The sequence below is a fragment of the Acrocarpospora sp. B8E8 genome, from assembly GCF_039871605.1.
GTDB lineage: Bacteria > Actinomycetota > Actinomycetes > Streptosporangiales > Streptosporangiaceae > Acrocarpospora > Acrocarpospora macrocephala.
The window spans coordinates 16,300-29,748 of record NZ_JBDPLV010000026.1; the positions used below are offsets into that span (position 1 = coordinate 16,300).

Genomic DNA, 13,449 nt, shown 5'->3' on the forward strand with positions numbered 1-13,449 from the left:
CTGTCCCGGGAAACAGAGATCCACTATGTCTCATTCATGATCCTTAGTTCCTTTGCGGCCCATCCGCCCCGGCGAGAAGGGGAGAAGGATCAATGGAAGATACCCTCTCATACATGACAAAAGTCACGGGTCCGCTGGAGCTCATCCGCCCGGACGTGGACCGCGCGCTGCAGCGGTTTCTCGACCGGCAGCGCCCCGCGTTCGACGATCCCGACCTGATCGCGGTGATGTCGGCGGCGGAGGACTTCCTGGCGGGCGGCAAACGGCTGCGTCCTGCCTTCTGCTACTGGGGCTGGCGGGCCGCGGGCGGCGGCGCGGACCCGGGAGTGTTCACGGCGGCGGCCTCCCTGGAGCTGCTGCAGGCCAGCGCGCTCGTGCACGACGACGTCATGGACTCCAGCGACCTGCGCCGCGGCATGCCGTCGGCCCACCGCCGGTTCGAGAAGCTGCACCTGGACGCGGAGTGGAGCGGCTCGGCCCTCCAGTTCGGCGAGGGCGCCGCCATCCTGCTCGGCAATCTGATGCTGATCTGGTCCGGCGAGATGTGGCGCACCAGCGGCCTGCCCGCCACCTCCCTGGCCGCCGCCCAGCCGGTCTTCGACCACATGCTCACCGAACTCATGAGCGGGCAGTACCTGGACCTGCTCGAACAGGCGCACGGCGAGAACACCTTCGACAGCGCGCTGCGGGTGGCGCTCTACAAGAGCGGCAAATACTCCGTCGAGCAACCCCTCCGCCTCGGCATGGTGCTGGCCGCCCGCTCGCGCGAGCCGTGGATCGACCGGTTCTGCGCCGAGTACGGCCAGAAGGTGGGCATCGCCTTCCAGCTCCGCGACGACGTGCTGGGCGTGTTCGGCGACCCGGTCGAAACCGGCAAACCCGCCGGGGACGACCTGCGCGAGGGCAAGCGCACCATGCTGATCGCGCGCACGCTCGCCGCCGCGTCCAAAGCGCAGGCGCACGACGTGCGGAACCTGCTCGGCGACCCGAAACTGGACGCCGAGGGGGTGGCCCGGCTGCGCGAGGTGATCGAGGACACCGGCGCGCTGGCCTACTGCGAGGACATGATCGGGCGCTACCTCCGCGACGCGCTGGACTCTCTCCAGACGGCCGGCATCACCGCCGACGCCCGCGAGGCCCTGGCGGCGCTCGCCGTGGCGGCCACCGCGCGCCGGACCTGAACCCGGCTAAACCCGGCTGAGACGGCGTTTGAACTCGGCGGCGGCGGCCTTCGGGTCGTCGGCCTCGGTGATGGCCCGGACCACGACCACCCGGCGTACGCCGTACGACAGGACCTCGTCGAGGTTGGCGAGGGTGATGCCGCCGATGCCGAACCACGGGCGGGTGAAGCCCGCGGCGTGGCGGAGCAGAGCGGGTCCGGCGGCCGGGCGGCCCTGTTTGGTGGGGGTGGGCCAGATCGGGCCGCAGCAGAAGTAGTCGACCCCGGGCTCGACGGCGGCGGCCGACGCCTCGGCCTCGGCGTGGGTGGACCTGCCGATGAGCACGCCGGGGCCCAGGATCGCCCGGGCGGCCGGGACCGGCAGGTCGTCCTGGCCCAGGTGCAGCACGTCGGGCGCGAACCCGGCCAGCCCCGCCGCGTACGCGACGTCGGCCCGGTCGTTGACCGCCAGCAGCGCGCCGTGCCGGTCGCAGGCCGCGCGGAACCGTTCGAGCAGCGCGAGCTCCTCCCGCGCCTCCAGCCCCTTCTCGCGCAGCTGGAGGATGTCCACCCCGCCCGCGAGCGCGGCGTCCAGGAACTCGTCCAGGTCGCCGCGGTCACGTCTGCCGTCGGTGCACAGGTAGAGGAGGGCGCGCGAAAGACGCTGCCGGGCGCTGCGGAAGTCTTCGTGAGAGTCTTCGGTCACCCGACCACGATGTCATGCGCTGAGAAGCCCGGGCGTCAGGAGCCCGGGCGTTAGAAGCCCAGCGCCTGCGCCCGCCTCTTGACCTCCGTGTGGCGGCCCGCCACGATCGCGTCGATGGGCGCGCCGGGGAGCGAGTCATCGCTGGTGAACAGCCAGCGAATGCACTCCACCTCGCCGTATCCGGCGTCCGCCAGCACGGTCAGGGTGCCGGGCAGGCCCTTGATGACATCGTCTCCGGCCAGGAAAACCGCCGGGATCTGCGGCTCGCCTCCGCCTCGGCGGACTCCGACGAGCTTCTTGTCCTTGATGAGCTGCTTGGCCCGGCCGATGCTCAGGCCCAGCTTCTTCGCGACCGTTGAGAGCGGAAGCCAGTCCCCCACCAGTTGGTCGGTCTCTCGGTCGATCTGTGCAACAGTAAGCGTCACGCCACCACCATTACCACATGGCGCGCGCAATGAAACACTCCGATTACCGAGAAGCCGCAGAAGGTATTCGGCTGCGGCTACCGTCGGCCATGCGTTAGTGTGTTCGAACGGTGGCCGCCGGGCTGGCGGACACCCGAAACGACTGTGGAGGGCGGGTAAGACCAGGTGAGGCAATTCCGACCCTGGCATCGCCCGCGACCTACGCTGCTCACGCGGCGTAGAGGAAGCAGTAAGGACCCCACGGCGACGTGGGGAGTCCCTGGCGTCACGCCGGGGAGGATGTCAAGCCACAGTGCAATCACGCAGGGTCACGCCGGGGTCGGCGAGCCGTACCACGTCGACTCTCTGGCGGCTTTCGACGAGCCTGCGGCCCTGGAGCAAATCGCGCGGGCGGTCGACGGTCAGGATGGCCGTGAGGCGGTGGTCGTCGGTCAGCCAGCAGACCGACCAGCCGGCGTCGCGCTCCGGGTCGCCGCGCAGGATCATGCGGGCTCCGGCGTGGTGGCCCGCGTACTGGACCATGTGGTTGAACTGCTCGGACCAGAAGTAGGGCACCGGATCGAAGACGGCGGACTCCCCCATCAGGGTGGCGGCGGCCACGTCGGGGCCGTTGAGGGCGTTGTCCCAGTGCTCGATCCGCATCCGGCGGCCGAAACGGCGCGACCACCAGTTGGCGCAGTCGCCGACGGCGACCACGTTGGGGGCGAACGTGCGCAGGTGCTCGTCCACCAGGACGCCGTTGTCGAGCTCCACGTCGGAGCCCTCCAGCCAGGACACGGCGGGCCGCACCCCCACGCCGGTGACGACGACGTCGGCGTCGATCCGGTCGCCGGTGAGCAGCGTCAGGCCGTCCGGGTCGACGGTGCCGACCTTGGTGCCGAGGAGGAGTTCGACGCCCGCCTCCGCGTACCAGGGGATGGTGTAGGCGCCCACCGGGAGGGCACCGGCCAGCGGCGCGTCGTCGGCCTCGACCACGGTCACCTGGCAGCCCGCGCGGGCGGCGGCGGTGGCCACCTCGGCGCCGATCCAGCCCGCGCCGATGATCGCCACCCGGGTCTCGGGGAGCAGCTTGGCGCGCAGCGCCAGGGCGTCGTCGATGGTCCGCAGGACGTGCTGGCGACCCTCCCCGCGGAGCAGGATCGGGGTGGCCCCGGTGGCGACCACCAGGCCGTCGAACTGGAGCTCGCCGTCGGTCGTCTCCACGACGCCGTCGCGCAGGCCCTTGGCGGCCGTGCCGAGCCGCAGCGTCACATCCAGCGCGTCCAGGTCGGAGTCGACCACCGAGGAGTCGGCGGCGCCGAGCAGCACGGCCTTGGACAGCGGCGGGCGGTCGTAGGGGCGATGGGCCTCCTCCCCGACGAGCGTGATGCGGCCGGCGAACCCGTGGGCCCGCAGGGCCTCGATGCTCCGAATACCGGCCAGGCCGGCTCCCACCACCACGACGTGATCCACGCCCTGACCATAGATTGCCTACGGGGGCACTCGCCAATGGAGATTGGGTAACAAATTGGGTAAGTACCGCGCACAGTATGTGAATGGCGTGTTGTGCGTTGCGGGTGCGGACCCGAGTAGGCTGATGCGGTAAGACGCGCGGGAGTCCGGCTGACCGGGCTGAGAGGAGAACTCTCCAGGTTCTCGACCGCTATGACACCTGATCCGGATAATGCCGGCGAAGGGAGCGCGGTGCCTGAATCCGCAGTTTCGGAAAGTGGTAAGAATACCGATTTCGACGTGGCCGTCATCGGGGCCGGTGTGGTCGGCCTCGCCATCGCCTGGCGGGCCGCCTTGCGGGGGCTGCGGGTGGTGGTCGTGGACCCGGATCCCGGGCGTGGCGCGACCTACGCCTCGGCGGGCATGCTGGCGCCGGTCAGCGAGGTCACCTTCACCGAGGAGCCGCTGTTACGGCTCGGTCTGGAGTCGCTGGCCCGGTGGCCGTCGTTCCGTACCGAACTGGAGGAGGCCAGCGGCCGGACCGTCGACTACCGCACGGACGGCACGCTGGAGATCGCCTACGACTCCGACGACCTGGCCCAGCTGGACGACCTGGCCGGCTTCGAGGAGACGCTGGGCCTGCGGGTCGAGCGCCTGACCGGCCGCGAATGCCGCAACCGCGAACCCATGCTGGCGCCGTCGGTGCGCGGCGGCCTGCTGGCCCGCGACGACGCCTGGGTGGACCCGCGCCTGCTCGCCCCCGCCCTGTGCGCGGCGCTGGCCCGGGCGCGCGCCACGTTCGTCCCGGAACCGGCGGTGAAAGTCCAGTCCGGTCTGGTACGGCTGGCCGAGGGCGCCGTCCGGGCCGAGCAGATCGTGGTCGCCGCCGGAGCCCGGTCCGCGGCGTTGCTGCCCGGCCTCCCGGTCCGCCCCATCAAGGGCCAGATCCTGCGCCTGCACGGCCCCCGCGGCTTCCTGTCCGGATGCGTGCGGGGCTGGGTGCACGGCGTGCCGGTCTACCTGGTGCCGCGCGAGAACGGCGAGATCACGCTCGGCGCGACCATGGAGGAGCAGGGCTTCGACCCGAGGGTCACCGCGGGCGGGGTCTACCAGCTGCTCAGGGACGCCCGCGACCTGGTGCCCGGCATCGCCGAGCTGGAGCTCGCCGAGACCAGGACGGGATTCCGGCCCGGCACCCCCGACAACCTGCCGCTGATCGGCGCCACCGGCCTGCCCGGCGTGTACGTGGCGACGGGGCACCACCGGGCGGGCGTGCTGCTCTCGCCCATCACGGCCGACGCGGTCGCCGCCCTGCTCACCGGCGCTCCCCCGCCGCCGAGCCTGGCCGCCTGCGACCCGGCCCGATTCGATCGAGGAAACAGATGCGAGTGACGATCAACGGCAGCGGTCACGAGCTGCCCGAGGGGGCTTCGGTGGCGCATGCCGTACTGGCGCTGACAGGGCAGACGCGGGGCGTGGCGGTGGCCGTCAACGACGAGGTGGTGCGGCGGGGGGCCTGGGACTCCACGGCGCTCGCCGAGGGGGACCGGATCGAAGTGCTGACGGCGGTGCAGGGAGGATGACGAGCGTGGATGACGATGTGCTGGTGCTGGGCGGCGAGAAGTTCGGGTCCCGGCTGATCATGGGCACCGGAGGCGCGCCGTCGCTGGAGGTGCTGGACCGGGCGCTGGTGGCGTCCGGGACCGAGCTGACCACGGTGGCCATGCGGCGGCTCGACCCGGCCGCCCAGGGGTCGGTGCTGGACGTGCTGCGGGCCAGGGACATCCGGGTGCTGCCGAACACGGCCGGGTGTTTCACGGCCGGGGAGGCGGTGCTGACCGCCCGGCTGGCCCGGGAGGCGCTCGGGACCGACTGGGTCAAGCTCGAGGTCGTCGCCGACGAGCGGACCCTGCTGCCGGACCCCATCGAGACCTTCGACGCCGCGGAACGGCTGGTCGCGGACGGGTTCACGGTGCTGCCGTACATCGGGGACGACCCGATTCTGGCGCGGCGGCTCGAGCAGGCCGGGTGCGCGGCGGTGATGCCGCTGGGCGCGCCGATCGGGTCCGGGCTCGGCGTGCGCAACCCGCACAACATCGAGCTGATCGTGGAGTCGGCCCAGGTGCCGGTGATCCTGGACGCCGGGATCGGCACCGCCAGCGACGCCGCGCTGGCGATGGAACTCGGCTGCGACGCCGTCCTGCTGGCCACCGCCGTGACCCGGGCCAGGCGTCCCGAGCTGATGGCCGCCGCCATGCGCGACGCGGTCAGCGCCGGCCGGCGCGCGCGCCTGGCGGGCCGCATCCCCCGCCGCCACTACGCTGAAGCGTCGTCGCCCGCGCGCGACCGGAGCGATCCAAAAAGCCAGTAAAGCTTTTTATGGGTCTCGGTTTGGGATTCCCACGCTCTGGGGGTGGCAAATCACCCGTAAACTCTGGGCCGTGGACACGACGCTAACCGACCCACTCGTAGGGCACACGCTCGACGGGCGTTATCGCGTCGAGTCCCGGATCGCCCGGGGGGGTATGGCCTCCGTTTACCTGGCTCTGGACATCCGGCTCGACCGCATGGTCGCCGTCAAGGTGATGCACCGCTCGCTGGCCGAGGACCCGCAGTTCGTGCGTCGGTTCATCGGCGAGGCGAAATCCGTCGCCTCACTGTCACACCCGAACGTGGTGCACGTCTTCGACCAGGGCACCGACGGGGACCACGTGTACCTGTCGATGGAGTACTTCCCGGGCAAGACGCTGCGCGACATCCTGCGGGAGCGCGGGCGGATCCCCGCCCGGGAGGCCCTGGAGATCATGATCCCGGTGCTGGCCGCCCTCGGCGCGGCCCACCAGGCCGGGCTGATCCACCGCGACGTCAAGCCGGAGAACGTGCTGCTGACCGAGGACGGCCGGGTCAAGGTCGTCGACTTCGGCCTGGCCCGCGCGATCGAGGCCAGCAACCAGACCAAGTCCGGCATCATGATCGGCACCATCGCGTACATGTCGCCCGAGCAGGTCATGGCGGGCGTCGCGGACGTGCGCGCCGACGTGTACGCGGCGGGCATCATGCTGTACGAGCTGCTGACCGGGCACCAGCCGTACGAGGGCGAGTCGCCCATGTCGGTCGCCTACCGGCACGTGCACGACACTGTGCGCGCCCCCTCGCAGCTGGCGCCGGAGACGCCTCCCGCGCTGGACGAGCTGGTGCTGTCCGCCACCGCCAAGGAGCCCGACCGGCGGCCCGCCGACGCGGCGGCCATGCTGGTCGCGGCCGTCGAGGCGCATCGCGGCCTGGCCCGCACCAGCGGCCAGCACACGGCCCCCGTCGGCCAGGCCCCGGTGCAGCACACGACCGTCCAGCCCAGCTTCGACCTGCCCGCCGCCGCGCCGCGCGCCAAGAAGAACTCGCGGCCGATCTGGTTCATCGCCGGGCTCGCCGTGGTGATGCTGGTCGGGATCGCCTTCAGCGGGTGGTATTTCTCGCAGGAGCGGACCCTGAAGGTCCCCAACCTGGTCAGCCAGAACGTGAAGCTGGCCGAGCAGCAGGCCCGCGGCCTCGGCTTCCAGGTCAAGATCGGCGAAGCCCGGTTCGACGGCAAGGTGGCCAAGGACATCGTCCTGGAGACCGAGCCGGCCGGCGGCCAGGAGGTCGACAAGGGCACGGTGCTGACCATCATCGCGTCGGCCGGTCCGGAGACCGTCCCGGTGCCGAAGACCGAGAACCTCAGCGAGGCCGACGCCCGGCTGAGGATCTCCGAAGCCGGTCTGACGGTCTCGCGCGTCCGCAAGACCGCCAGCGACAAGATCGCCCGTGGCCTGGTGGTCCGCTCGGACCCGGTCGTCGGCAAGCGCGTTCGCAAGGGTTCCTCGGTCATCCTGGTCGTCAGCGCCGGGCTCCTCGCGCCCGACGTGACCGGCATGATGCGCGACCAGGCCCAGCAGTTCCTGGCCAGCAAGGGCTACCCCACCGACTGCGTCAACGAGGTCACCGACGACGCCGCGCCCGGCACCGTGATCGCCCAGGACCCTGCCGGCGGCGCCGAGATGGAAGCCACCACCAAGATCTGCATGACCGTCTCCAAGGGCCCCGACACCCCGTTCTGGCCCTGGGAACGCGATCCGTCCATCGCCGCCCCCGACTTCGTCACCGTCCCGGATGTTCGCTTCAAGGACGTCAACGACGCCCGTAGGGAACTCCAGGCCGCGGGCTTCGACGTCCGCGTCCGCAAGGTCGTCGGCGGTCGCAGAGTGATCTCCCAGAACCCCGTGGGCCAGGTCCCGCAGGGGACGAGGATCACTCTCTGGCACTGAGGGGCGGGGCGCTCACCCCCGTCGGTGGATCGCCCGGTCCGACGGGGGTGGCGCTTCAGGGTTTCGTCAGTCGCGCAGGCCTGGCACGTCGATGACGATCACCTCGGTGTCGTCGGCGCGGCCCGGGATGCGCCCGTCGTTTCCGGGGAAGTTGTTGTCGTTGGCCACCACGACCCGATCGCCCGACAGCGGCAGCACCGATTCGACCGACTGCAGCGGGAAGGAGAACAGGTCCCCGACCCCGTACTCGCCCGGCCGGGCCGGCGTGGACACGCCCTTCGGGTCGGCGATCCGCAGCAGGTCCACGGCGGTGCGGCGGGGCAGCACGCCGTCCGGCCCCGCGGCGTCGAGGTCGGTCACGACCAGACGCTTGATCTGCGAGCTCGGGCCCATGTTGTTGTCCCGCTCGATCAGCAGCAGCCGCCGGCCGTCGAGCACCGACGCGTCGCCGACGAAGAGCCCCGGGTCGTCGACCCGGAAGGACCAGGTGCGACCGGTGTACGCACCGGCCCGGACGTCGAACTCGTAGACCACGCGCCGGCGCTGGTCGGGCTCGTTGGTCTTGGCGCCCTCCAGGATCGGGTACAGCGTCCAGCCGTCCTCGCTGGCGGCCATGGCCTCGAACCCTCGGCTGGCCGGCAGGGTGGGGTTTTCGCCCGGGGCCAGATCGGGCGACTGAGGCGACTTCGTGCCGTCCGGCAGCGGGATCGGCGCCCGCAGCACCTTGCCGGTCCGGTCGGTGTTGACCAGGTACGGCCCGAACTCCTCACCGATCCACAGGGTGCCGTTCGCGTCCCAGGCCAGCGACTCGATGTCGAAGTCGGCCCCGGTCAGCAGCCGGTCAGGGGTGTCCTGGTTCACGATCGGGAACGGCACCTTGCGGTCCGGGTCGCGGAAGCTGATGTGGCTGCGCACATCGATCTCGCCGGTCCGGTAGTCCGGCTCGATGACGTACGCCCGCAGCAGGAAGTCGGCCGAGTTGTTCTTCGCCCCGAACCCGTTGTCCGGCATGGCGAGCAGCCGGTTGGCGGACTTGGAGCCCCGGTTGGCCGGGATCACTGCGGAGAAGCCCGGGATCGGCTGGCCAGGGAACGGCGGGGTGATCCCGTTGACGGGGGTCGGCGCCAGCTGCGTTCCGGACACGGGGCCGGGCTGGTAGTCGGTCGCGGACAGCAACGCCCGGTCCCGCAACCGCGCCTCATCCGGGATCCGGACGCTCAGCTCGTATACCCGGGTGATCTGCGTCGCGCTGTTGTTGTCGTCGGAGATCAGGTAGAGGATGCGGGTGTCGTCCTCCAGCCGGTCGCCGAGCGCCATGCCCTCGATGTTGTCCAGCAACGGGTTCGGCTGGGGCTGCTTGGCGGTCGCCCCGGACGGCGGGCAGTCGACGAGGTCGGCCAGCAGGCGCTTGCCGAGCCAGGCGCGCGGGTCGGTCAGGGTGGCCAGCGAGGCGACGCCGGAGACGTCCGGCACGCCGGTGGCGGAGACCCGGTAAATCCGCACGGTGTTGCCCACGCCCGCGGTGAAGCCGCGCTCCAGCGCCAGCAGCTGGTCGCCGCCGAGCGCCACCAGTTCGACCAGCCCGAGGCCGGGGTCGGTGCGGTAGGCGTACTGGGCGGCCGGGGTGTAGGTGCCACCGGAGTGGCCCTCATACCGCAGGATCCGCTGCCGGCCTGAGCCCGCCGCGTCGCGGCCGTCCGCGGACAGCGGCCCTTCCATGCCGGCGTACAGCACGCTGCCGTCAGACGTGGCGGTGAGCGATTCGAAGGTCTGGTTGACCTGCGCCTCGCCTGCTGGGGTGACCCGGAACCTGGCCGGCACGTCGAAGGAGGCGACCTGCCGGCCGTCGGAGAGCCGGAACCGCCGGATCGACGGCTCGGTCTCGGAGCTGGCCAGGACGGTCTTGCCGTAGGGCTCGACGATGAGTCCCTCGCCGTCGAAGTCGGCGCCGGTGTACGGAACGCCGTCCGGCCGCCGCAGCGTCGTCATGTCGCGGACCTCGGCCGAGAGGGGCTTCTTCCCGGGGGTGAGGGCGATCTCGTACAGGCGGGCGGGGACGGTGCCGGTGTTGTCCACGAGGGCCAGGGCGCGGTCATCGCGGAGCAGCGCGAAAGCGGACAAGCCCCCGACGGGGGTTCCCTCGAACGTGGTCTTGTCCAGGCTGTCGGTGAAGCCGCGCAGGGCCACGTCGGCCGAGCAGGGGGCGCCGAGATCGGGTTTGGAATCGTGTGATGTCGTCGCGCCGGCTGCGGGGACGGTCACGCCGAGCATGACGATGACCGCCGCGGCCGCGAGGGCCGGTGCGGGCCATCTTGTGCTGAGCACAAGTACCTCCGAAATTTGTCAGTGCGGGTGAAGCAACCGCTCCGACTGAGCGAAGTCCCCGCAGCCCGCCAACGCAGAACCAGACATCAAACGCATCATGAATATCTGCGATCCCATGCGCCTACATGCTCGCTATTCCGTGGCATTGGGTTGATCGTGCGGGCGCGCACGACCAGCTCGCTGTGTTGCCGGCACGCGATCCCCGCCGCGCACGTCGCCCTACCGTCCGGCGTGGGCCGCCTGCTGGAGGCGGGCGCGCACGATCAGCGTGGCTGGAAACCGAGGTAACGACCCTCACCCGCATCTGGCTGGGCGACATGAGTGGCAGCGCTGCGCGGCAAAACGCTGAGCCTGACCGGTGGCTCCCGGGCACTATCGCGGGGGCTGGACGTCAGCCCGTTCGCGGCCGCCGAGCGGGTGTCATTGCCCCGGTGAAACCCTTGCGTCGAATTCGCCGTGCTTTACGCCACCGAGGAATGCGTGCCATTCGGCGGGGGTGAAGGTGAGAGCGGGGCCGTGGGGGTTCTTGCTGTCGCGAACGGCGACGATTCCCGGGATGTTGACGGCGACCTCGACGCACTCTCCGCCGTTGTCGGCGCTGCGGGAACTCTTCTTCCACACGGCCTTGGAGAGATCCACGCTGATCACATCCTTTGTTTCCATTGATCCCGTGCTTCCTTGATCATGCCGAGCGACTGCGTGGACGGGCACACGTCTGCTCGTATCCTGTCATATCGATTCCACATCATGGAGACGAACTCGTGCTCCGCTGACACCTCGCCACGACCTGCCGATTCGACCGATGCAACGGTCGGAGTGTTCACCGATTCGGCGATGCTGAAGGCCGATGCCCAGCCCGCCGTACAGGGGGCTTCGGGGGCCAGGATCTGGATCAGGATGTTCTGGCGGGTGGCCAGAGACGTCAGGCGGTCGAGTTGTTCGTACATGACCTCGGGGCTTCCGATGAGGCGGCGCAGCACGCCCTCGTCCATGAGTGCCCACACCGAGGGGGGTTTCTCCCTTTCCAGGATCAGCTGGCGGCGCAGGCGGGCGCTGACGCCGTCTTCGACCTCTTGTTCCGATGTGGCCAGGGCGCCTTGGAAGACCGCCCGCGCGTACGCCTCGGTCTGGAACAGGCCGGGAACCAGCAGCGGATTCCAGCTGCGCAGGACTCGCGCGCCAGGCTCGATCTGTTCCGCCCAGCGGACGTACCATTCCGGTCCCGTGGGGGACGTGATGTTCCGGCACAGCTGGCTGAAGAGATTGCCCGTGCCGAATATCTGATCGCATCGGGCGGCGAAGTCGGGTTTGGGATTCCGGTCGCCGATCTCGATGTGCGCCACCAGTGAGGACGAGCATTCCAGGCGCTTGCCGAGGCGTGCCTGGGTCAGGCCCGCTTCTCTGCGGACGCGCGAGAGTTCCCTGCCGAATCGCTGAGCCGGCGTAAGACGCGGACCGAGATCATTTTCCATGTACGCCCCTGCTTTCACGCTCACCGCGTACTGACAAATTCTGACGGTTATTGACACCCAGCCCCATTCGACTGGGCTTATTCGTGACACCTTTGTGTGAGGTGTTCGCCTACTAATAAAGCGCGTCTTTGGCCAATCTGGAACCCCTCGGAATTATTTTGCCAATGCGGATATGACAGCAATCCGACAAATGCACCAGATGATCGGGTCGGACATGACGTGACGTCACATGCGGCCCGGAGTTCGGAGAGAGGACCATGGGCGTGTCAGTCGCTTTGTCGCGGAGCGTGCTGTGGTACGCGGATCTGCCTGGCGTGGCGGAGTCGGTTCCGCTGGCCCGGCGATACGTCCGGGACGTGCTGGTGAGCGCGGGGTGCACCCGGATCGATGACGCGTTGCTGCTGACATCGGAATTACTGGGGAACGCGATCCGGCATTCGGATTCGGGGCGTGAACCGGGCGACTCGGTGTCCGTGGTGGTCTGCCGGGAGGCGGGGGTCGTCCGGGTGGAGGTGATCGATCAGGGGTCGTCCAGCAGTAAGCCCGAGGTCGTGGTCGATCCCGATGGGGAGGGTTGCGCGCTGGTGAGTCGAATCGCCTCAATGTGGGGCTGGCATGAGGGGGCGACGGGCCAGGTCGTGTGGTTTCAGCTCGCGGAAACGTGTTGCTGAAAGTCGTACTCGCTCAAGAAGGGAAAGAGAGATGACGGATACGCGGACCGAATTCGAGCGACGTCGTGCGGCGCAGATGATTTCGCCCGACGCGCGCGCGGCCGAAGCGCCGGATTCCCGTGCGTTGCGGGTCGTCCCGTCCGGCAAGACCGGCGGCCCCAGCGGAGCCCTCCTCGCCATGCGCCGACGGGAGATCATCGACATCCTGGCGACGCGGATCGCCAGCGGCGAACTACGCGAGGGCGCGCGCATGCCCAGCGTTCAGCAGTTGATGATCGCCTATGCCATTCCCCGGAGCACCGCCGTACGGATCCAGCGCGAGCTCCGGAATCGGCGAATGATACGCAATGTGCCTGGTGTCGGGTTCGTTGTCGGTGTTCCCGCGGCGCCGGTTCTGCCGCCGCGTGTGCCGGTGCAGGATCAGATCACCCAGATCGCGACGGAGTTGGCCGAGATGATCCGTACCGGGAAAATCGCCGCCCACGAGCGGGTCACCACCCAGCGCCGTCTGATGACCGAACACGGCATCTCCAAAGCGACCGCCTGGGGCATTCTCACCCGCCTCACCGCCAAGGGCTGGGCCTACGAGATCCCGTACGTGGGCACGCTGGCGTCACCCCGCCATTTATGGCCACCCAAAGGCACCTCGATGGCCCTGGCCCCGGCACCGGCCAGCCATGTCCGCGAGTCCCGCCGTACGACGACCAGCCAACCCTCTTCGCGGTGAGCGTGACCTGACAGTCTCGTGGCTGATCACCACGGTGCTGGCGCGGAGATTGTTCTCGATCATCTCCAGCTCTCTGCTTCGCGAGTTCCCAATCGCTCATTCTTCCGCGATTGCCGAGTTCACTGCGGCGCATACGACAGCGAGTTCTCTGGGAGCGGCTTAACGAACAGATGACGTGGGGATGTGACGGAAAGTGATGGGAGGATGATAGCAAGGGCATGCCATTGGCTGG

13 protein-coding genes and 1 riboswitch are annotated in these 13,449 nt (G+C 69.6%); of the genes, 7 read left to right on the forward strand and 6 right to left on the reverse strand.

Annotated elements, in window-relative coordinates; translation table 11 throughout:
- Window positions 1-113: 113 nt before the first annotated feature.
- Window positions 114-1,181, forward strand: a complete 1,068-nt coding sequence (locus ABGB08_RS24365) for a polyprenyl synthetase family protein (RefSeq protein WP_347594018.1) — start codon at window positions 114-116, stop codon at window positions 1,179-1,181.
- A gap of 6 nt (window positions 1,182-1,187) precedes the next feature.
- Here the strand turns inward: ABGB08_RS24365 and thiE are convergent, their stop codons facing one another.
- The 3 genes from thiE to ABGB08_RS24380 all read right to left on the reverse strand — a co-directional run bounded on the left by thiE (window position 1,188) and on the right by ABGB08_RS24380 (window position 3,742).
- Window positions 1,188-1,865, reverse strand: coding sequence for a thiamine phosphate synthase (gene thiE, locus ABGB08_RS24370; RefSeq protein ID WP_347594020.1), 678 nt, complete (start codon window positions 1,863-1,865; stop codon window positions 1,188-1,190).
- A 50-nt stretch (window positions 1,866-1,915) separates the two neighbouring features.
- Window positions 1,916-2,290: an Rv2175c family DNA-binding protein gene (locus ABGB08_RS24375; protein ID WP_347594022.1), complete on the reverse strand. Its 375-nt coding sequence runs from the start codon at window positions 2,288-2,290 to the stop codon at window positions 1,916-1,918.
- A 282-nt stretch (window positions 2,291-2,572) separates the two neighbouring features.
- Entirely contained in the window at window positions 2,573-3,742 is a 1,170-nt protein-coding gene (locus tag ABGB08_RS24380) for an FAD-dependent oxidoreductase (protein ID WP_347594024.1), read from the reverse strand.
- Between the two features lie 128 nt (window positions 3,743-3,870).
- Window positions 3,871-3,985: riboswitch (TPP riboswitch) on the forward strand.
- Between the two features lie 36 nt (window positions 3,986-4,021).
- On the opposite strand from ABGB08_RS24380, the gene thiO reads away from it, so the two are divergent.
- The 4 genes from thiO to pknB all read left to right on the forward strand — a co-directional run bounded on the left by thiO (window position 4,022) and on the right by pknB (window position 8,022).
- Window positions 4,022-5,113 carry a glycine oxidase ThiO gene (gene thiO / locus ABGB08_RS24385; protein WP_347594026.1) on the forward strand — a complete coding sequence of 364 codons (1,092 nt, stop codon included), beginning with the start codon at window positions 4,022-4,024 and terminating at the stop codon, window positions 5,111-5,113.
- The gene (gene thiS / locus ABGB08_RS24390; RefSeq protein ID WP_347594028.1) at window positions 5,104-5,304 is read left to right on the forward strand and encodes a sulfur carrier protein ThiS; all 201 of its coding nucleotides are present in this window, start codon (window positions 5,104-5,106) and stop codon (window positions 5,302-5,304) included. The genes thiO and thiS overlap by 10 nt, the downstream gene beginning before the upstream one ends.
- Window positions 5,301-6,092, forward strand: coding sequence for a thiazole synthase (locus tag ABGB08_RS24395; RefSeq protein ID WP_347594030.1), 792 nt, complete (start codon window positions 5,301-5,303; stop codon window positions 6,090-6,092). Before thiS ends, ABGB08_RS24395 begins: the two co-directional genes overlap by 4 nt.
- A gap of 70 nt (window positions 6,093-6,162) precedes the next feature.
- Window positions 6,163-8,022: a Stk1 family PASTA domain-containing Ser/Thr kinase gene (gene pknB, locus ABGB08_RS24400; protein WP_347594032.1), complete on the forward strand. Its 1,860-nt coding sequence runs from the start codon at window positions 6,163-6,165 to the stop codon at window positions 8,020-8,022.
- A gap of 66 nt (window positions 8,023-8,088) precedes the next feature.
- Here pknB and ABGB08_RS24405 read toward each other — a convergent pair whose 3' ends face one another.
- The 3 genes from ABGB08_RS24405 to ABGB08_RS24415 all read right to left on the reverse strand — a co-directional run bounded on the left by ABGB08_RS24405 (window position 8,089) and on the right by ABGB08_RS24415 (window position 11,819).
- A complete protein-coding gene (locus ABGB08_RS24405; RefSeq protein ID WP_347594034.1) occupies window positions 8,089-10,347 on the reverse strand; it encodes an esterase-like activity of phytase family protein in 2,259 nt (752 codons plus the stop codon).
- Window positions 10,348-10,767: 420 nt separating this feature from the next.
- Window positions 10,768-10,986 (reverse strand): DUF397 domain-containing protein, encoded by a 219-nt coding sequence (locus ABGB08_RS24410; RefSeq protein WP_347594036.1) that lies wholly within the window; start codon window positions 10,984-10,986, stop codon window positions 10,768-10,770.
- Window positions 10,987-10,991: 5 nt separating this feature from the next.
- Window positions 10,992-11,819, reverse strand: a complete 828-nt coding sequence (locus tag ABGB08_RS24415; RefSeq protein ID WP_347594038.1) for a helix-turn-helix transcriptional regulator — start codon at window positions 11,817-11,819, stop codon at window positions 10,992-10,994.
- A gap of 263 nt (window positions 11,820-12,082) precedes the next feature.
- Between ABGB08_RS24415 and ABGB08_RS24420 the strand changes: the two genes are divergently transcribed.
- Together ABGB08_RS24420 and ABGB08_RS24425 are read left to right on the forward strand one after the other, a co-directional pair.
- A complete protein-coding gene (locus tag ABGB08_RS24420) occupies window positions 12,083-12,490 on the forward strand; it encodes an ATP-binding protein (protein WP_347594040.1) in 408 nt (135 codons plus the stop codon).
- A gap of 31 nt (window positions 12,491-12,521) precedes the next feature.
- Window positions 12,522-13,217 (forward strand): GntR family transcriptional regulator, encoded by a 696-nt coding sequence (locus tag ABGB08_RS24425; protein WP_347594042.1) that lies wholly within the window; start codon window positions 12,522-12,524, stop codon window positions 13,215-13,217.
- Window positions 13,218-13,449 lie beyond the last annotated feature (232 nt).